18 protein-coding genes and 1 tRNA gene are annotated in these 19,270 nt (G+C 61.7%); 1 reads left to right on the top strand and 18 read right to left on the bottom strand.

Annotated features, from left to right (window positions below):
- Positions 1 to 58 precede the first annotated feature (58 nt).
- Positions 59 to 577 carry a dihydrofolate reductase gene (locus AB5Z54_RS02925; RefSeq protein ID WP_368135098.1) on the bottom strand — a complete coding sequence of 173 codons (519 nt, stop codon included), beginning with the start codon at positions 575 to 577 and terminating at the stop codon, positions 59 to 61.
- A 9-nt stretch (positions 578 to 586) separates the two neighbouring features.
- Positions 587 to 1,435, bottom strand: coding sequence for a thymidylate synthase (gene thyA / locus AB5Z54_RS02920; protein WP_055309513.1), 849 nt, complete (start codon positions 1,433 to 1,435; stop codon positions 587 to 589).
- 218 nt (positions 1,436 to 1,653) lie between these two features.
- On the opposite strand from thyA, the gene AB5Z54_RS02915 reads away from it, so the two are divergent.
- The gene (locus AB5Z54_RS02915) at positions 1,654 to 2,418 is read left to right on the top strand and encodes a DUF134 domain-containing protein (protein WP_368135099.1); all 765 of its coding nucleotides are present in this window, start codon (positions 1,654 to 1,656) and stop codon (positions 2,416 to 2,418) included.
- 116 nt (positions 2,419 to 2,534) lie between these two features.
- Here AB5Z54_RS02915 and ffh read toward each other — a convergent pair whose 3' ends face one another.
- The 16 genes from ffh to rpoD form a co-directional block, all read right to left on the bottom strand.
- Complete coding sequence (ffh, locus tag AB5Z54_RS02910; RefSeq protein WP_035138144.1) at positions 2,535 to 4,010, bottom strand: signal recognition particle protein; 1,476 nt, start codon at positions 4,008 to 4,010, stop codon at positions 2,535 to 2,537.
- A 10-nt stretch (positions 4,011 to 4,020) separates the two neighbouring features.
- Positions 4,021 to 4,938 (bottom strand): signal recognition particle-docking protein FtsY, encoded by a 918-nt coding sequence (ftsY, locus tag AB5Z54_RS02905; protein WP_271747162.1) that lies wholly within the window; start codon positions 4,936 to 4,938, stop codon positions 4,021 to 4,023.
- Positions 4,938 to 8,474, bottom strand: coding sequence for a chromosome segregation protein SMC (gene smc / locus AB5Z54_RS02900; RefSeq protein ID WP_368160136.1), 3,537 nt, complete (start codon positions 8,472 to 8,474; stop codon positions 4,938 to 4,940). Before smc ends, ftsY begins: the two co-directional genes overlap by 1 nt.
- 10 nt (positions 8,475 to 8,484) lie before the next feature.
- A complete protein-coding gene (rnc, locus tag AB5Z54_RS02895) occupies positions 8,485 to 9,210 on the bottom strand; it encodes a ribonuclease III (RefSeq protein ID WP_368160135.1) in 726 nt (241 codons plus the stop codon).
- Between the two features lie 3 nt (positions 9,211 to 9,213).
- Positions 9,214 to 9,456 (bottom strand): acyl carrier protein, encoded by a 243-nt coding sequence (locus AB5Z54_RS02890; protein WP_055309519.1) that lies wholly within the window; start codon positions 9,454 to 9,456, stop codon positions 9,214 to 9,216.
- A gap of 114 nt (positions 9,457 to 9,570) precedes the next feature.
- Positions 9,571 to 10,590: a phosphate acyltransferase PlsX gene (plsX, locus tag AB5Z54_RS02885; protein WP_368160132.1), complete on the bottom strand. Its 1,020-nt coding sequence runs from the start codon at positions 10,588 to 10,590 to the stop codon at positions 9,571 to 9,573.
- Positions 10,591 to 10,677: 87 nt separating this feature from the next.
- Positions 10,678 to 10,857, bottom strand: coding sequence for a 50S ribosomal protein L32 (gene rpmF, locus AB5Z54_RS02880; protein ID WP_022094017.1), 180 nt, complete (start codon positions 10,855 to 10,857; stop codon positions 10,678 to 10,680).
- A 64-nt stretch (positions 10,858 to 10,921) separates the two neighbouring features.
- Positions 10,922 to 11,476 carry a YceD family protein gene (locus AB5Z54_RS02875; protein ID WP_195645051.1) on the bottom strand — a complete coding sequence of 185 codons (555 nt, stop codon included), beginning with the start codon at positions 11,474 to 11,476 and terminating at the stop codon, positions 10,922 to 10,924.
- Complete coding sequence (locus tag AB5Z54_RS02870; RefSeq protein ID WP_040358176.1) at positions 11,476 to 11,973, bottom strand: ATP synthase subunit B family protein; 498 nt, start codon at positions 11,971 to 11,973, stop codon at positions 11,476 to 11,478. Before AB5Z54_RS02870 ends, AB5Z54_RS02875 begins: the two co-directional genes overlap by 1 nt.
- 68 nt (positions 11,974 to 12,041) lie before the next feature.
- Positions 12,042 to 12,539 (bottom strand): pantetheine-phosphate adenylyltransferase, encoded by a 498-nt coding sequence (gene coaD, locus AB5Z54_RS02865; protein WP_055286393.1) that lies wholly within the window; start codon positions 12,537 to 12,539, stop codon positions 12,042 to 12,044.
- Positions 12,532 to 13,188 (bottom strand): 16S rRNA (guanine(966)-N(2))-methyltransferase RsmD, encoded by a 657-nt coding sequence (gene rsmD / locus AB5Z54_RS02860; protein WP_368160128.1) that lies wholly within the window; start codon positions 13,186 to 13,188, stop codon positions 12,532 to 12,534. The genes coaD and rsmD overlap by 8 nt, the downstream gene beginning before the upstream one ends.
- A complete protein-coding gene (gene recG, locus AB5Z54_RS02855; protein WP_368160125.1) occupies positions 13,185 to 15,362 on the bottom strand; it encodes an ATP-dependent DNA helicase RecG in 2,178 nt (725 codons plus the stop codon). Before recG ends, rsmD begins: the two co-directional genes overlap by 4 nt.
- A gap of 10 nt (positions 15,363 to 15,372) precedes the next feature.
- Positions 15,373 to 17,034: a DAK2 domain-containing protein gene (locus tag AB5Z54_RS02850; protein ID WP_055309525.1), complete on the bottom strand. Its 1,662-nt coding sequence runs from the start codon at positions 17,032 to 17,034 to the stop codon at positions 15,373 to 15,375.
- Positions 17,035 to 17,061: 27 nt separating this feature from the next.
- The gene (locus AB5Z54_RS02845; RefSeq protein ID WP_022093773.1) at positions 17,062 to 17,418 is read right to left on the bottom strand and encodes an Asp23/Gls24 family envelope stress response protein; all 357 of its coding nucleotides are present in this window, start codon (positions 17,416 to 17,418) and stop codon (positions 17,062 to 17,064) included.
- Between the two features lie 195 nt (positions 17,419 to 17,613).
- Positions 17,614 to 17,688, bottom strand: a tRNA-Asn gene (locus tag AB5Z54_RS02840).
- Positions 17,689 to 17,876: 188 nt separating this feature from the next.
- Positions 17,877 to 19,232, bottom strand: coding sequence for an RNA polymerase sigma factor RpoD (gene rpoD / locus AB5Z54_RS02835; protein WP_368160122.1), 1,356 nt, complete (start codon positions 19,230 to 19,232; stop codon positions 17,877 to 17,879).
- Positions 19,233 to 19,270: the final 38 nt, after the last annotated feature.

Below are 19,270 nucleotides of genomic sequence, written 5' to 3'. Positions count from 1 at the left end.
CGCTAAGCGCCGCCCCATGCATTCAATCAACCCGATGATACCGTTCACGCCAGACGATTTACGCCTCGATGCGACGATACGTCACGAACTCATAATCGACGCCCTCGTCACCCTCACCGGCGGCAATCGTCGCGACCCCGCTACACTGCGCAATCTCCCACGCGGGATCGGCGTCCAAGTCGGGAAAGTACGTGTCCACGGGATGGACGCAGTGGTTATGAGTGACCTCGGCCTCCACGCAGTACGGCAAAAACTGCCGATAGACATCGCCGCCACCGATCACCCAGGCAACGAGCTCATCGGCAACCGCAGAGAGCGCTTCGTCAACGCTATGCACCACGTCGACGCCCTCGTGGGTAAAGCCCATATCGCGCGTAAGCACGATATTGCGGCGGTTCTTGAGAGGACGCCCGCCGGGAAAACTCAGCAGCGTCTTGCGTCCCATGATAACCGGGCAGCCCTTGGTGCAGGCCACAAAATGGCGCATATCGGCGCGATTGGACACCACCATGTCGCCCTCGCACCCAATGCCCCAATCGTCACACACGGCGACGATAGCAGATAGCTTACACGTCATGAGCACCACCTACACCGCAATGGGAATGTTCTTGACCTGCGGGCCGTGCTCATAGCCCTCGACGATCAGGTCATCGGTCGTAAACGCATAGAAGTCATGCACATCGGGGTTGAGCGTTACCTTGGGTGCCGCAAACTGCGGACGCTCGATAAGCTCGCGGACGATATCGACATGACGATCATAGATATGGGCGTCGGCGATCACGTGCAGCAGCTCACCGGGAATCATATCGACCGACTGCGCGACCATCATCAGCAAAATGGCGTACTGGCACACGTTCCAGTTGTTCGCGGCCAAAATGTCCTGGCTGCGCTGGTTGAGAATCATGTTGAGCGTCGGCTTGTCGTCCTGAGGACGCTGCGTCACGTTATAGGTCACGCTATAGGCGCACGGATAAAGGTGCATCTCGGACAGATCGCTAAACACGTACGTATTGGTCATAATGCGGCGACTATACGGCGTGTGCTTAAGGTCGTACAGCACACGGTCCATCTGGTCGAAGTCGCCCTCGGCGTAATGGCTCTTCTGACCAATCTGATAGCCGTAGGCTTTACCGATGGAACCGGTCTCATCGGCCCACTCATCCCAGATATGGCTGTTGAGATCATGCACGTTATTGGACTTCTTTTGATAGATCCACAGAATCTCGTCCATGGCAGACTTAAGCGCCGTACGACGCAGGGTGAGCGCGGGGAACTCCTCGCGCAGATCATAGCGCGCCGTGACACCAAAGTTTTTAATGGTATAGGCAGGGGTGCCGTCCTCCCACACCGGACGGACCTTTTGGCCCTCGGTGGTGGTGCCATGATCCAAGATATCGCGGCACATGGTTACAAACTGCTGATCAGCTTTGCTCATTGACCCTCCTGTCAGTCGCCTATAAGCGAGATTTATTGTAGCCCAGGCGCGCGAGTGTCGAATTGGACACTTAGTCCGGCACACGCAATGCACGGCAGCGCGGCTCCGCAAGCGGCAACGAGGCATCTTAGCCTTTTTCTGACATATGCCAGAAATGCCTTGCGCCCAACGACTAACGCGTTATCCTATTGTTGACATATGTCAGATAAGGAGTGTGCATGGCAGGAAGACGCGAAAAACTGCGCCGCGTCGGGGTCATCCCCGAATACCGCGGCTTCACCCCCGATGGCCTGGCCAGCGGTGATGCCATCGACATGACCGTCGACGAGCTTGAGGTGCTGCGCCTGTGCGACCTGGAAGGTCTCAACCAAGAGGCGGTCGCCCAGCAGATGGGCATCGCCCGTGCAACGGTGGCGGCCATTTGCAGCCGCGCGCATCGCAAGGTGGCCGATGCGCTGGTCAACGGACGAGCGCTCGTCATCGAGGGCGGCAATATCGCGTACTCCCCCATCGCCTCGACGACGGCCGCATGGCCAGCAAAGGAGGTCGGCACCATGAGGGTGGCAACGACGTACGACAACGGCAACATCTTTATGCACTTTGGCCGCAGCGAGCAGTTCAAGATCTACGACATCCAGGATGGCAAGGTGCTCAACGAGCAGGTCGTAGGCACCGGCGGCACCGGCCACGGCGCCTTGGCGGGCCTGCTTGCCAACGGTGGCGTTGACACGCTCATTTGCGGCGGTATCGGCGGCGGCGCTATCAACGCGCTTGCCCAAGCCAGCATCACGGTCTATGCGGGCGCCCAGGGCAGCTGCGATGCCTGCGTCGAGGCCCTCATTGCCGGCACGCTCGCACAGAACGGCGAGGCCACCTGCGACTGCCATGGACATGATCACGAGCACATCCACGAGCATGGCGAGTCCTGCGGCTGCCACGGTCACCACGACCATGACGGGCACGAAGGCTGCGGCTGCCACTAGCGGCAAGCACCTCGTCGAGAACGCGCTTCCACGCGTGCGACAACCAGCGAACAAACGGCGAAGGCCGCCTGGAATACCATCCAGGCGGCCTTCGCCATACACGACTCAACTAGTCGTTACTTCTTGTTGCGCATCTGCGCTTCCATCTGGCGCAGCAGGTCCATATCGGACTTGGGGCCGCCCGTTCCCAGGCCGCCCATGCCGCCCAGCCCCATGGCATCCAGACCGGGAATATTGGGCATGCGCATCTTTTTGCCCTTCTTACCCTTCTTGCCCTTCTTGCCGCCGGCCTGCGCCTGATTGGCCATCGTGCGCATGCGGCCCATCATCTTGTTCATCTCGCCCCACTGCTTCATAAGGCTATTGACCTCGGTGGGGGTCACGCCGGCGCCCTTGGCAATGCGGGCACGGCGCTGACCGTTGATGATGGAGGGGCGAAGGCGCTCCTCCTTGGTCATCGACATGATGATGGCCTCGTTCTTGTCGAAGATGCCCTCGTCCAGGTTGCCGCCCATCTGGTTGAGCGCACGCTGGCCGCCGGGGAGCATGCCCAGGATGCCCTTCATGCCGCCCATCTTCTTGACGGCCTTCATCTGGTCGAGCATGTCATTCATGGTGAAGCCCTCGCGCAGCATGCGCTCGGCAGCCTCGAGCTGCTCGGCGTCGGCCGCCTCCTGGGCCTTCTCAATAATGCCGACAACGTCGCCCATACCCAGAATGCGCTTGGCCATACGATCGGGATAGAACGGCTCCAGCGAATCGGGCTTCTCGCCCATGCTCACGAACTTGATGGGCTTGCCGGTCACCTGGCGCACGGAAAGCGCGCCGCCGCCACGGGCATCGCCGTCGAGCTTGGAGATGATCACTCCGTCAAAGTCGGTGCGCTCGGCAAAGGTCGAGACGACGTTGACGATATCCTGGCCGGTCATGGCATCGACGACCATCAGCACCTGATCGGGCTTGACGGCCTTCTTGATGTCGACGGCCTCCTGCATCATCTGCTCGTCGATCTGAAGACGACCGGCGGTATCGACGATGACCACGTCACGCAGGTGGTCGACGGCCTCTTGGATGGCGCCCTTGGCAATATCGACCGGGTGCGCGCCGTCACCGCGGAAGACCGGCACGCCGATCTCGCCACCGAGCGTGGCCAGCTGGTCGGCAGCGGCGGGACGGTAGACATCGCACGCGGCGAGCAGCGGCGAGCGGCCCTGCTTCTTGAGCAGGTAGGCCAGTTTTACGGCCGCCGTGGTCTTACCGGAGCCCTGCAAGCCCACGAGCATAATGACATTGGGAATGCGGTTGCTAAAGACGAGCTTGCTCTCGGTGGAGCCGAGCATCTCGGTGAGCTCGTCGAGCACGATCTTGACGACGTTTTGCGCCGGCGACAGCGACTCCATGACCTCGGCGGTCATGCAGCGCTCCTTGGTCTTGGCGACGAACTCCTTGACGACCTTAAAGTTGACGTCGGCCTCGAGCAGCGCCATGCGAATATCGCGCATGGCCGAAGTAATATCGGCCTCGGTCAGCTTGCCCTTGCCGCGCAGGCGGTCAAATGTGTCGTTGAGGCGATCGCTCAGGGAATCAAACATTAGTCACTCCTTAATTGGACTCGCCCACCAGGGCGCGGCAGAAATCTTTGGCATTGAACTCCTGCAGATCATCGACCTGCTCGCCCACGCCCACGCGCAGGATCGGGAGCTTGAGTTTCTCGGCCACGGCCATGGCGATACCGCCCTTAGCCGTGCCGTCGAGCTTAGTCATGATAATACCGTCCAGGCCCAGCGCCTCGTTAAACTCGAGCGCCTGGTTCAGACCGTTTTGGCCCGTCGCGGCGTCGATCACAAGCACGACCGAAACCGGCATGGGACCGGCGGCCATATTGGCGGCGCGCTTACGGGTCACATTGACCACCTTGGCAAGCTCGCGCATGAGCTCAGGGCTCGTGTGCAGACGGCCGGCGGTATCGATAAGCACCAGGTCGCTGCCGCGCTTGTCGGCCTCGTCGAGCACGTCGTAGCAAACGCTTGCCGGGTCGGAGCCGCGGTCGCGCTTGATAACCGGTACGCCGGCACGCTGCCCCCACACATCGAGCTGCTCGATGGCGGCGGCGCGGAAGGTGTCGGCCGAACCGATCACCACGTTCTTGCCGCGGGCGGCCATGGCGCTCGCGATCTTACCGACCGTCGTGGTCTTGCCGGCACCGTTGATGCCCACAAACAGCACGCAGCTCGGCGTATCGGAAAACGGATCGCGCTCGATGGGCACAAAGTGCTGCTCGAGCTGCTCGGCCAGGGCACGGCGAAGCTGCGGAGCGGTCTTGAGGTTCTTCTTGGCCGCGGCATCGCGTAGGTCATCGGAGACCTGAATGGCGACCTCGGCACCCATGTCACCCATAACGAGGGTGTCCTCCAAGTCCTCCCAAAAATCCTCGTCGACCTCGCCGCCAAAGTAAAAGACCTCGTTGAGGGCCTCGCGGCTGCGCTCAAGTCCGCGCGAGAGTGCGTCAAAGAATCCCATTATGCATTCACGACCTTTCCGGTTTCGCGATCGAGTTTTTGCGAGACGACGCGACTGACGCCGTCGGCTTGCATCGAGACGCCATAGAGGACGTCAGCGTCCTCCATAGTACGGCGCTGATGCGAGATGACCAAGAGCTGCGTATCGGAACGCAGTACATCAAGGGCGCCGATGAGCTTGGACAAGTTGGCGTCGTCGAGCGCCGCCTCGACCTCGTCCAGCACATAGAACGGCACCGTACGCGTGCGGTACACGGCAAAGAGCAGGGCGAGCGCCGTCAGGCTCTTCTCGCCACCCGACATGAGCATCATCTTGGTGATGCGCTTGCCGCGCGGCTGCGCCACGACCTCGATACCCGTATCAGCCGGGTGCTCGGGGTCGGTCATCTCCAGATGCGCCTGTCCACCCGGGAACAGCATGGCGAAGATCTCGCGGAAGTTCGCGTCGACCTTCTCAAACGTCACCAGGAAGGCCTTCCGCATCTTGCGATCAATGGCCACCGTGATCTTGGTGAGCGCCTTGCGCGCGCTCTCCAGATCGGCCAGCTGCTCCTCGATGTAGTCGGCGCGGCGCTTGAGCTGCTCGTACTCCTCCATGGCAACTTGGTTAACGGGACCAAGGTTGTTGATCTGGCGCACAAGCTGGTTGAGCTCGCGCTCGGCGGCGTCGCGGTCGGTGGGCGCGGGAAGCATGAGCGCTTCCTCGAGTACCGTGGTGCCATCGGCGGTGATGGCCTTGATGGCCGCCTCCACCTGCACCTCGAGCTTGCCGCGTGCGACCTTGAACTCGTTTTGCGTGGCAGAGGCGGTATCGACTCGCTCCTTAGCGCGGGCAACCTCTGCCTTGGCATCCTCGATGGTCTTCTTGAGCGAAGCGGAGTCCGCCTCCTCCAGAGAGGCCTGGTCACGCAGGCGCGCTGCCCAATCCGACGCGCGTTCCAACAGGGCAGAATAGCGTTCGTGCATGGGATCGACGCGCAGGCGCAGCAGCTCGAGCGAGCGCGAGGCCTGGCGTGTTCCGCGGATACGACGGTCGATGCCCTCAAAACGATGCTCCAGGTCGGGCACGCGGCCCTTCAGCGAACGCAGGCGTTCACTCGTCTGGGCTAGGCGAACCTTGGCGTCGGCGAGCTTGCCGGCAGCCTCGGAATCGTCACGGCGAACGCGGTCGAGTTCGTCGTTGGCCTCGGCAATCTGCAAGCCCAGATCGCTTGCCTGCGCACGGGCCTCGTCACGCGAACGGGTGAGCTCGTCCACGCGCGGGCGCGCGGCGCGAACGGCCTCGGCAGCCTGCTCACGGCGCTTGGAGATACGCACGCGCTCGACCTCGGCATTGTTGGCGCTTTGCTCCAGACGGCCGATCTCGGACAACAGGGAGCGGCGCTCGCCCTCAAGGCGGGCAATCTCACCGGCGGCATCGCCCTCAGCGGCACGCGCTTCCTCAACGGCCGCATTGGCCTCGACGACCTGATCCGACACATGCTCAAACACAGCGGCCAAATCGGGCTCAAGCCCCTCCAGCTCGCGAATGCGACGCTTACGCTCCAGAGCACCCGACGCCTCGCCGGCATCGAGGCCCACACGCACCAGGCCGCCGCAGGCGACGCGGGCGCCATCGGGGGTCACGTAAGTCACGCCGTCAACGACCGGCGCCGAAAGCGCGGCAGAAAGATCGTCCACTACGTAATAGCCGCCGAGCAGCGCCTCGACGACGGGTCCGTAGCCTGCGCGCACGGACAGACGATCAACCAGGCGGGTACCGGCAGCGCCCTCAGCGGCGGTAGAGCCGCTCACGCCGCGCGCCACCAGAAGTGCCTCGCCCGAGGCCTTCTTTTGGTCCAGAGCCGCACGACCGGCACGCTCAAGCGTGGCGGCGTCATCAAACAGCAGCGCATCGATATCGCCGGCGAGCAATTGCTCAACCAGGCCCTCAAGCTCGCGCGGGGCTTCGAGCACGTCACCCAGGCGGCCCGAAACATCATCGCCCAGCGCACCCACCAGACGGCTCACGAGCGGCGAGCTGTCGGCCATGCGGGCATCGAGTTTCTTTTGGCTGGCAAGCTCCGAGCGCACCTCGGACAGCTTGTTGCGCGCCTCACTCTCACGATTACGCAAGTCCTTCAGGGCTACACGGGCGACCTCGGTGGCCTCACGCGCATCGGCCTGGGCCTGGCGCGCTTCCTCAAGAGCGCCCTCAAGCTCCTCGGCGCGGTCGCGACGGCTCTCGAGCGAGGCCGTGACCTCCTCGAGCTGTTCATCGATCTGCTCCAGGCGCGAGGCATACATGTTGTCCTCGACCTCGGCATTGCTCAAGGAATCCTTCACCTTGGCGAGCTCGAGCGCGGCGTTATCGGCTACGCGCTGCACATCGCGTTGTTCGCGCGTAAGCTTCGAAATCTGATTGTCGAGCGCCACGCGCCGCTCGTGGAGCTCGGCGGCGGCAGGACCAGCGGCGTCAACGTCCTCCTGGGCCTGCATATGCGCACCGGTCACTTCCTCAAGCTGCGCACGCGCGTCCTCAAGCTCCTCGACCACGCGACGACGCTGATGCTCGGAGCTCGAGATCTGGCCGCGCATGTCGGACAGGCGCGACACCATGTTGTGGCCCTTTTCTTCGAGCAGGCGCATGTCGGAGTTAATGCGGCCGACCACATCTTGCATATGGCGGCGTTGCTCGCCCAGGTCGCCCACAAACAGGCCCTTTTCCTCGAGCATGACCTGGAGCTTCTCGAGCTCGCGCTCCTTTTCGCCCAAGCGGTACTGCGCAAGCTCAAGCTCGGCCGCGCCCTCCTTGGAGCGGCTCTCCAGGTCGTTCCACTGCGACTGCAGCGAACGCAGCTCATCGACGGCCAGCATCTGCGTAAGCTCGTTCGCGCGCGAGGACAACTCTTTGTACTTGCGCGCACGATCGACCTGACGCTCCAGCGGTCGCAGCTGACGGGCGATTTCCTTATTGATGTCGCGGGCACGCGTCAGGTGCTCGTCCATCGACTTAATCTTTTTGAGCGCACGCTCCTTGCGGCGCTTGTGCTTGGAGATGCCGGCGGCCTCCTCGATGAGGGCGCGGCGCTCCTCGGGGCGGCTCTGCAAAATGGCGTCGAGCTTGCCCTGGCTGATGATGGAATGCGTATCCTTGCCCAGGCCCGAATCGTGCAGGATGTCCTGAATGTCCATCAGGCGGCACGGACTCGAGTTGATGAGGTACTCGCTTTCGCCCGAGCGATACATGCGACGGGTGATGGCGACTTCGTCAAAATCGACGGGCAGCATATGGTCCGAGTTATCGAGCACCAGCGTGACCTCGGCGACACCCACCGGCTTGCGCGCTGACGAGCCCGAGAAGATGACGTCCTCCATGGCCTGGCCGCGCAGCTGCTTGGCGCTCTGCTCGCCCAGGGCCCACAGAATTGAGTCGGAGATGTTCGATTTTCCCGAGCCGTTGGGACCGACGATGACGGTCAGGCCCGGCTCAAACGTCATATGGGCGCGGTCGGCAAACGACTTGAACCCTTTGAGCGTGAGGGACTTGAGATACACGGTTCCTCGCTTACACGTGCTTCTTGTTCAGAATCACGCCGTTGGTGGTGTAACCCATGCGGTCGAGCGCTTCGAGTGCGGCGGCTCCCTCGGCTTCCTTCTTAGAGGAACCGGTGCCGCGACCCTGGCGAATGCCATCGATGAGCACCACGGCGGTAAAGGTGGGCGCATGTGCCGGGCCCTCGGAGCCAACGAGCTTATACGCCGGGGGCTCGTGACCGTCGGCTTGCACGCACTCCTGCAAAAACGACTTGGGGTTTGCAGGATACTCGGCACGCTCGGAAGCCAAATGCGGCTTAAGCGTACGATGGATAAACTCCGCTGCGGCATCCCAGCCGGCATCCAGGTACAGTGCGCCCACGAGCGACTCGTAGACGTTCTCGAGGGCCGAATGCAGGCCGCGCGCACCGGTACCGGTCTCGGAGGCACCAAAGATGATGATGTCGTCAATGCCCAGCTCGTGAGAAACCTCGGACAGCGTAGCGCCCGAGACAAGCGACACCTTCAGGCGTGTGAGCTTGCCCTCGTCAAACTCCGGATAGGACTCAAACAGGGAGCTTGCGACCACAGCGCCCAAAATGGAATCGCCCAAGAACTCAAGGCGCTCATAGCTAGCAGAAACCGGCTGGCCCTCGACTGCCGAGGGATGCGTAAGGGCCGCACGCAGCAGCACCTTATTATTGAACTCGTGGCCCAGAATTTCCTGGGCGCGCGTAAGTCGTTCAGACAAAGCCAAGACCTAAGCCTCCCTGGCGTTTTCGATCGCGTCGACGGCGTCGGCGACAGAGTTAAGCGAGAGCAGAGTCTCGTCATCGATCTCGAGGTTGAACTCGTCCTCGATGGCCGTAACCAGCTGCAAACGCTCGAGCGAGTTGGCATCGAGGTCGTCAAAGGTGGTCTCATCGCTAATTTCGGCAACATCGACGCCCAGAACGTCAGCAGCGACCTCGGCGATCTTGTCGAAGATTTCGGAGCGGTCCATAGCGCTTCCTCTCATAGTGCATGAATACCAAAAGAATGGTACCGCCCGGGCGGTACCAAGACACGGTTCTGATTCTACCCCACGACGTGCGCCCCAAGACGCATAACGCCGCTGTTATAAAACGATACCGTCCATAGAGTTGGCGATATTCTCGACCAGCCCGGCGCGCACGGCTTCGGCCGCCGCGAGCGTACCGTTTTTAACAGCCTCGACCGAGGTGGCGCCATGGCCGATCAGGACCACGCCGCGCAGGCCAAGAAGAATCGCGCCGCCCTTGGCGTCGCCAGAGAGCTTGGCCTTAATCTCGCGCATTTGCTTTTTGATGAGCAGCGCGGCAATCTTGGTGCCGAGCGAAGACATAAAGACACCCTTGAGCTCCTGCAGCAAAAACTTGGCAGCGCCCTCGGTGGCCTTGAGCGCAATATTGCCCGACATGCCATCGGCAACGACGACATCGAAGTTACCTGAGGTGATGTCCGTTCCCTCGCAGTTACCAACAAAGCCGGGAACGGCGGCTTTCATGGCCGGGAAGCAGGCCTTGGTAAAGTTGGAGCCCTTCTCGTCCTCGGTGCCGTTGGCAAGCAGGCCCACGCGGGGATGCTCGATTCCCAGGACGACGCGGGCATAGGCGCTACCCATCTGGGCAAAACGCACCATGTCATCGACCTCGACATCGGGGTTGGCGCCCATATCGCACAGCACCGTCAGACCGCCGGCGCGATTGGGCAGCGCATTGGTCAGACAGGGGCGCACCGGCTGCTTTTTGCCTTCGGCCTGATACCTAAACGGCGTCACGTAGGCGGTGGCAGCGGCGGTCATGGCACCGGTCGAACCGGCAGAGAAGAACGCGTCCGCATTTCCCTTCTTGATGGCGCGGCACGACAGCACGATCGAAGACTTGCGTTTGGTCATCACGGCGCGAATGGGATCGTCATCCATGGCGATAACGTCGGGTGCCTCCAGGGCCTCGACGCGCGCATGGGAGGCGGCAAAGGGATTGACGATTTCGGCGGGGCCAGCTGCCAAGACCTCGATATCGGGATCGGCGGCAAGCGCAGCCTCGATACCATCGAGAACAACCTGAGGTTTCTCGTCTCCGCCCACAACGTCTACACAAACGCGAACGTTACTCATATACATGCTCCTTATACAAAAATGGCCGACTCATTGAGCCGGCCATTGTGGTTCCATTTGGAACGGCATCGCATCTAGAGTATACCGTTACTCGGTAACGATAACCTCGCGGTCCTTGTAGAAACCGCAGCTGGGGCACACGTGGTGCGGAAGCTTGACAGCGCCGCAACGGGGGCACGTGGACTGAGCCGCAGCCGAGATCTTCATGTTGGCGGAACGACGGGTGTGAGTGCGGATACGACCCTGCTTTTGTTTAGGTACGGGCATAGTGACCTTCCTTATGAACTATCCAGTGTGGCGATTACGCGCAAGTAGCGATACTACCACAGTTTTACTCATCGAGCTTGAGATTCTTCAATGCTGCAAATGGATTTTCCGTGGCAGCGGCCCATTCTGCCTCTGCCTGGGCGGCGCAATCGCATTGCTCGACGTTGAGATTGCAACCGCAGGTGGGGCACAGACCACGGCAATCGGGCTTGCAGAGCACCACAAACGGCGTGTCCATAACGACCGCGTCATTGATGGGCTCACCCAGATCGACGATGCGGTCCTCACCCAGGAGCTCGTAGCCGTCCTCGTAGGCCTCGGGATCCTCGGGCTCCTCAAAGAGGTAGAACTCCTCGATCTCTCCGGCGATATCAAACGAGGCGGGCTCCAGGCAACGGTCGCACTCACCGGTGGCGTGCGCGCGGACCATGCCCGTGAGCAAGACACCGGTACCGGCATTGGTAAAGACAACGTCGTAGTCGATGCCGTCCTGAAGCTGGTACTCCTTCTCGCCCACCGTGTAGGTGGCGACATCGACCTTACCGGTCAGCGGATACGAATCTCCAGGAAACTCGAGCTGCTCGGAAAGATCGACGGCAACGCTCGGGAACTCAGCCATTACCACTGACCATTCTGTTGGGCGGCACCCTCGTTGAGCTGCTGACGGCAACGGGTAACGGTGCCGGTCAGGCTCTTGAGGTTCTCCTCCAGGTGCGTAAAGACCTGCTCTGCGTAGTCCTCGGCAGCATAACGCGTCTCGCGCTCGTACTGCTGGGCACGATCGCGGATGTCGTCGGCCTGCTGCTGCGCAAGGCGGACGATCTCCTGCTCACCGGCAATGGTGAGGGCCTGCTGCTGAGCGTCAGCGATGATGGAATCGGCCTGGGCGGCGGCGGAAGCCATAAGCTCCTCGCGCTCCTTAAGGATACGGCGGGACTTCTGCCACTCCTCGGGATAGCTCATGCGGATCTCGTCGAGGATGTTGAAGAACACGTCGGCGTCGATGACCTTGAACTGAGCGTTCTTGCCGAAAGGCGGCTTGGCTTCCTCGATCAGCCCTTCGAGCTCATCGACCAAGCTGACGATCCTATCGCCAGGAAAATTCTCGCCCGGCATCCGGTCTCCTTTCATAGGTAACATATCATCGTGCTAGTTTACCACATGCCACCAGGCAATAAGAAACGTCACGAAAAGCGATGTTTGAGCGCTTCGACCACGTTGGACGGGACAAACGTCGATACATCGCTGCCGAGCGAGGCGATCTGGCGAACAACCGAGCTCGAGATATAGCCGTACTGCGGCGCACTCATGACAAAGATGGACTCCAGCTCGCTATCCAGGCGATAGTTAAGGTCGGCCTGCTGCAGCTCATATTCAAAGTCGGTCATGGCGCGCAGGCCCTTGACCACGGCCCCCGCCCCCTGCTCGCGAGCGAAGTCGACCAAGAGGCCGGTAAAGGGCAGGACCTCGACGCCGTCGATATCACCGAGCGCCTCGCGGGCCAGCGCCACGCGCTCATCGAGCATAAACGTAGTGCCCACGCCGTTTTTACCCTGCGACTCGGCAACAGCGACGATCACGCTAGGAAAGATGCGGCGGGCGCGGCGGATCACATCGATATGGCCAAACGTGATGGGATCAAAAGTGCCCGGGACGATCACGCGGTTGATGGTGTCATTCATGGGCGTCCTCCTGAAACGTCGTGGCATCATTGTTGTCAGCATCGGTGCCGGCGCTATCGCCCTCACCATCGTCATCGCCGACCCAACGGAGCAGGTCGACCGAGGTAATGCCGTAGCGCTTCTCACGTACAGTCTCAAAGTCTGCCGGATGCGCGCCCGCATCGGCGGCGGCATGCTCAAACAGGGCAAAAGCGCCAGGTGCAAGCAAACCCTGCTGGGCCAGGTCCTGCAGCAGCTCCTCGACCGGCTCGGCACCAAAAGCATAGGGCGGGTCGAGCAGGACCAAATCAAAGGGACCTCCCGGTACACGACCGCGCGAGGCACTCGCCAGCATGTCGCCCGTGACCACGCGCCAACGCGCACGGTCACGGCAGAGCGACTCGATATTCTTGGTAATGAGCCGCGCGGCGTTGCGATCGATCTCGAACGTCGTGAGCGAGCGAGCCCCACGAGAGAGCATCTCTAACCCTAAGGCACCGGAGCCGCCAAAGGCGTCCAGCACACGGACCTCGTCCAGATCGAAGTCGAATGCCGACATGACCATAGATGCGCACGCCTCGCGTACGCGATCAGTCGTGGGGCGGGTGACATCGCGACCACGGGGCTCCTCGATCTTACGACCGCGCCATTCGCCGCCGATGATTCTCATCCTCCGCTGACCTCCTTAAAAATGTGTCGATATCGCATGGCGACCGCATCGCGCAGGGGGCGCGTCGCCACGGAGTCAAGGGTGCAAGCATACCGCAAGAGCTCGACCGCGTCCAAATGGGCCCACTCGATCAGTTCCTCGTCGGCATCCAGGTCGACAAAGCGCAGGGTCACACCACCATGCTGGCGATAACCCAGGATTTCGCCCTCATGGCGCAGGCGCAGGTCCATCTGGGCGAGCGTAAAGCCATCCGAGGTTTTTTCGAGCGATTGCAGACGATCTTGCGCCGCCGATGCGCCGCCGTTGCCCTTGGAGTGCGTCATGACCAGGCACGTGCCCGACACGCCGCCACGGCCCACGCGGCCGCGCAGCTGGTGCAGGGCAGCCAAACCAAAGCGTTCGCCGTTCTCGATGACCATGACGGTGGCGTTAGGCACATCGACGCCCACCTCGACCACCGTAGTCGAGACGAGCACGTCAATCTCGCCACGCTTGAAGGCATCGATAACCTGGTCCTTCTCCCCCGCCGGCATGCGGCCGTGAAGGCGCTCGACGGTAAGCCCCGGCAACGCCAGACGCAGGCGATCGAGCTCGGTCGCCGTATCGTGCAGCGGCACGGGTACGGTTACGCGGCCCTCATCGTCGCGGGCAATACCGGGCACGTCTTCCAGCTCATCGGCCGAGTCACTCGGCTCCACGAGTGGGCAAATCACGTAGGCCTGCTGACCCTTTTCATGCGCCTCGCGGATGGCGCCATAGGCGAGGTCGCGGCTCGACTCGGTGAACACGCGTGTCGACACGCCAGCGCCTGGGACGGGCCGATGGCGGATGATGCTCGTATCCAGATCGCCGTAGACCGAAAGCGCCAGCGTACGCGGGATGGGCGTTGCCGTCATAACGAGCAGATCGGCACCGGGGCCCTTCGCGCGTAGGGCGTTGCGCTGGCCAACGCCAAAGCGGTGCTGCTCGTCGATGACAACAAGCGACAGATGCTTGAACGCAACGTTATCCGAAAGCACCGCATGGGTGCCAAAGAGCACGTCAAGCTCGCCCGATTCCAGCTGGGCATGGATGCGCTCGCGCTCTGCGGCCGGCGTGGCGCCCGTCAGAAGCGCCCAGGACATGCCGGCCTGCGAGAGCAGAGGGCCGGTCTTATCGGCATATTGGCGCGCCAGCACGCCCGTGGGCGCCATAACGCAGGCCTGTGTGCCGCTATCGGCAGCCACAGCCAACGCGCAGGCGGCAACGGCGGTCTTACCGGTACCGACATCGCCCAGCAGCAGACGGTTCATCACGCGCCCGCCATCGCACATGTCATGCAGGATGTCTTGGAATGCGGCCTCCTGCTCGTCGCTCAGCGAAAACGGAAGGGCCTGTTTAAGCGCGCCCAGATGCTCGCCCGCAGTGTGGGCATAGGGCACCACATCGACCAGGCCGCCGTCGTTGCGCAGACGCAGCGCCAGCTGCAGGTAGAGGCACTCCTCGTAGGCAAGACGCCGGCGTGCGATGTCGCGCTCAGCCATGCTCGAGGGAAAGTGGATCGAACGCAACGCGCGGGCATTGCTCATGAGCTTCCGCTTTGCGCGCAGCGGCGCGGGAATCGGATCGAACGGATTGCCGACGACCTCGAGCGCGCCGCTTACGATGCGGCGCATCCACGCCTGGCTCACGCCATCGCTCACGTAATGGACCGGCAGGATGGTGCCCGCAGCACGCCCGTCATCGAGCTTTTCAAAGTGCGGCGAGGCCATCTGCTTAAAACCGTAGGCAAACTCGACCTTGCCCATCACGGCCAGGCGGTCGCCCTGTTTAAGCTGCTGGGCAATCCAGGGCTGGCGGAAAAAGGCGACCTGCAACACGCCCGTCTCGTCCACCAGCGATACCTCGGTCACCTGCATGCGCGGACGCGGCTGCTTTTGGACGATGCGGTCGACCGTGGCGATGATGGTGCACACGGTACCGATGGGCGCCATCTCGATGGACCACGAACGGGTAAAGTCGAGGTATCGATGAGGGATATGGAGAAGGAGGTCCCCCACCGTCCTAATTCCCAGACGGCGAAGGGCCTCCTCACGTTTACCCGAAACATATTTGAGTCGCGCGATATCCTCGTCGAGCGCATTGCTCTGGGCAAAGCGCTCCGAGACGCGCGGCACGGAGCAGAGCTCGGACATGGGCAGATGCCTACTCGATCGAGAAGATCACGGGATAGAGCGGCTGCTCGCCACGATGGGCGTCAATCTCCAAGTCGGGCTGAGCTTCCTCGATGGCGTCGACGATCTCCTGGAAGGCCTCATCGGACAGCTCCTCGCCGGCCAGAATCGTCAGCGCGTCGCCCTCCTCTTCCTCCTGCATGCGGTTGATGCAGTCGAGCGTGACCTGTTTCACGTCGGAGCCGACCACGTCGATGGAGCCGGCGATGATACCCATGACGTCACCGGAGTGAATCGGCGAGCCATCAGATGCGCTGGAGTCGCGCACGGCGCGGGTGACCTCGCCATCGCGAACCTCGCTGATGGCGTCGACCATGGCGGCGACGGCGTCCTCGAGCTCGGAATCGGGCAGGACCGCGAACAGCGCGGAGAAGGCCTGCGGGACGGTCTTGGTGGGAACGACGGCGACCTTCTTGTCGGTGCAGGCAGAAGCGGCAGCCTCGGCAGCCATGCGGATGTTGCCGTTGTTGGGCAAGATGATGACCGAGGTCGCGTTGACCTGGTCCACCGCGCCCAGCAGGTCGGCGGTCGAGGGATTCATAGTCTGGCCACCGGAGACGACCACGTCGACGCCAAGGGACTTGAGGATGTCGGCCTCGCCGGAACCGGCGGCAACGGCGACAAAGCCCAGCGCCTTGGCGGGCTCGGCGGCCTTTTCCTGATCCTCGTGGATCTTAGCGGTACGGTCGTGGGCCTCCATCTCCATGTTGTGGATAAAGACCTCATAGATCTGACCGAGCTGCAGCATGTGCTCGAGCACCAGGTTGGGGGTATTGGAGTGCACATGGATCTTGTAGTCGGGATAGGCGCCCACGAGCAGCTCACAGTCGCCCATGGAGCCTAGGAACTTAAGGCATTCGTCCTCGTCAAACGGGGCGTCGGCCTTAAAGAGAAACTCGTTGCAGTAGCGGAACTCCGAGCCCTCCCAGTCGTCGTTAGCCTCGATCTCAACGCGGCCAAGAGCGGCATCGCGGGCAGAGCCGGCGGAGTCAAACGTAGCGGAGAAATCCTCGACAACGGTGCTGCGACCAAGAGCGGCGGCAACAAAGTTCTCCAGGAAGATGGCAAAGCCGAAGGCGCCTGAGTCGACCACGCCGTTCTCTTTGAGGACGGGCAGCAAGTCGGGCGTGCGGGCGACGGACTGGTACGCCTCGACGACGATAGCATCGAGCGCATCCTCGGCCGAGAACTTCTTCTTCTCGCACTCATCGGCCTTGGTCGAGACATCGCGCAGGACCGTGAGGATCGTGCCCTCGATGGGCTTGCGGACAGCCTGGAAGGCGACCTTGACGGCACGACGGAAGGCGAAGGCAATGTTGGCGGACGTAATAGGCTCGTCGGCAGAGACAAGGCCCTCGGCCACGCCGCGAAGAATCTGCGAGGTAATAACGCCGGAGTTACCGCGAGCGCCCATGAGAGAGCCGTGGGTGATGGCACCGGCGATGGCCTCCATGTCGGCGTCGGCAGGAAGGGCAGAGAGCTCCTTGGTCACCGAGGCGAGCGTGAGCGACATGTTGGTGCCGGTATCGCCATCGGGTACGGGGAAGACGTTGAGCTTGTTGATCTCCTCGGCCTTGTCGGAAACGGCAGCCGCAGCGATCGGAAAACAGGTGCGAATGGTCTTTGCAATCATGGGTATTTGAATCTCCGTTTTCGGATGCTAGTTCAGACGGCTCTTGAGCGCGTCGATATGGATGCCGATCTTAAGGCTGGCGGGATCGATCTGGGCGATCTCCTGCAGAGTGAAGGCAACGGAGCTCGAAAGATTGTGGCAGACGGACTTCATGTTGACGCCGTTCTCGAGCACGACGTGAAGATCGACCGTAAGGCCGTTCTCGTCGGCGGAGACAAGCACGCCCTTGCGGAGGCGCTGACCGGCAAGCAGGCGCACGCTCTCGGCGCCCTGGAGCTGCTCAGCCATACCGACAACGCCATAGCACGTCATCGCGGCATAACCGGCAATATCGGCAATAACGTCGTTCGAGACGCTCAGGCTGCCGTTAATGGTCTCAGACACAAGAATCTCCTTTTCTTGGTGCTCGCGGCACCATGTCGTGGGAGCAATCATTGCAATATTCTACAACGACCGCGGCATGTTGAGGTGGCGGGCCTCGGGATTACATCCTCGACACGAAATGTTGATATGGTAACGTTCGCGAACGGCGATCGCGGCATGAAAAAACCCGCCGCATAAGCGACGGGTTTTACAACCTGGCTCCCCGGGTAGGACTCGAACCTACAACAGCGCGGTTAACAGCCGCGTGCTCTACCATTGAGCTACCGAGGAATAGGTGCGTGCTCTCAAGCAACGAAGTTTATTATACGGACGAATCAGCTCAGGGCAAGAACTTTTTTAAGAAATTTTCCGACCCAGTCATTGGGGACGTTCTTAAACGACCAGTCATTCAAGAACGACCCCAATGACTACGTGAAAGCGCCCCCAAGCGGATGTGCTTGAGGGCGCCTCTTGCTTGACTAGCTTTCGATATAGTCCTTCAGCTTGCTGCTGCGGCTGGGATGACGGAGCTTGGCCAGGGTCTTGGACTCGATCTGGCGGATGCGCTCGCGCGTGACGCCAAACTCGCGGCCGACTTCCTCGAGCGTACGGGGATGTCCGTCGACAAGGCCAAAGCGCAGCTCGATAACCTTGCGCTCACGATCGGCAAGCGAGTCGAGCACCTGGGTGAGCTGCTCCTGCAGCATGGAGAAGCTGGCCGCATCGGGCGGAACGATAGCCTGGGAGTCCTCGATAAAGTCGCCCAGTTGGGAATCCTCTTCCTCGCCGATGGGGGTCTCGAGCGAAACGGGCTCCTGCGAAATCTTCTGGATCTCGCGGACGCGGTCGGCACTCATGTCCATCTCGGCACCGATCTCCTCGGGGGTCGGGTCGCGACCCAGGTCCTGAAGGAGCTGGCGCTGCACGCGGACGAGCTTGTTGATGGTCTCGACCATGTGCACGGGAATACGGATGGTACGGGCCTGGTCGGCGATAGCGCGCGTGATGGCCTGACGGATCCACCACGTGGCATACGTGGAGAACTTAAAGCCCTTCTGGTAGTCGAACTTCTCGACGGCGCGAATCAGACCGAGGTTGCCCTCCTGGATCAGGTCCAGGAACAGCATGCCGCGGCCGACATAGCGCTTGGCGATGGAGACGACCAGACGCAGGTTTGCGCTGATGAGCGCCTGCTTGGCTTCGAGGCCCACGCTCTCAATGCGCGTAAGACGACGCATCTCGGCACGCGTGAGTTCGAGCTCACCAGCATCGGCAGCCTCGAGCTTCTCGGTGGCCTCAAGACCGGCCTCGATCTTCATGGCCAGATCGACCTCTTCGGAGGCGGTCAGCAGGTCGACCTTGCCGATCTCCTTGAGGTACATACGGACCGGGTCGCCGGTCAGCATCACCGTGGAGGCATCGATGCCGCGCACGCGCGAACGCGAACGGGACGTGCGCACGGTGCGCTTCTTCTTGCTCTTGGAAGAACCCATCTCGGCGTCGGCCTGACGGGCCATCTTGAGCTCGTGATCGTCGAGCGAGCCGGAATCGTGCTCGTCGTCGTCATCGAAATCGTCGGTATCGGTATCGGTATCGGTATCGTCATCGTCGACACCCATGGGGGCGTCGTCGTTACCGCTCGCGGAGATAATCTGGATGCCGCTGTTGCGCAGCGCGGAATACACCGCGGTGAGCTGCTCGTCAGAAACATCGATATCCTTCAGGGCGACCTGAATCTCGTCCTCGGTTACCGAAGTCCTGTTTGAGCCGTTGCCCATGAGCTTTGCAACGTAGGATTCCAGCCCAGTACCCGTGCTCTCAGTCTTTTTTGGCACAGATTCTCCCTTCATAGTCCACAGGACTCAATACTTTA

It is taken from the genome of Collinsella aerofaciens, assembly GCF_040910185.1.
Lineage (GTDB): Bacteria > Actinomycetota > Coriobacteriia > Coriobacteriales > Coriobacteriaceae > Collinsella > Collinsella aerofaciens_BF.
Note: the sequence above shows the minus strand (reverse complement) of the source record. Positions and strands in the feature narration are given on the sequence as shown.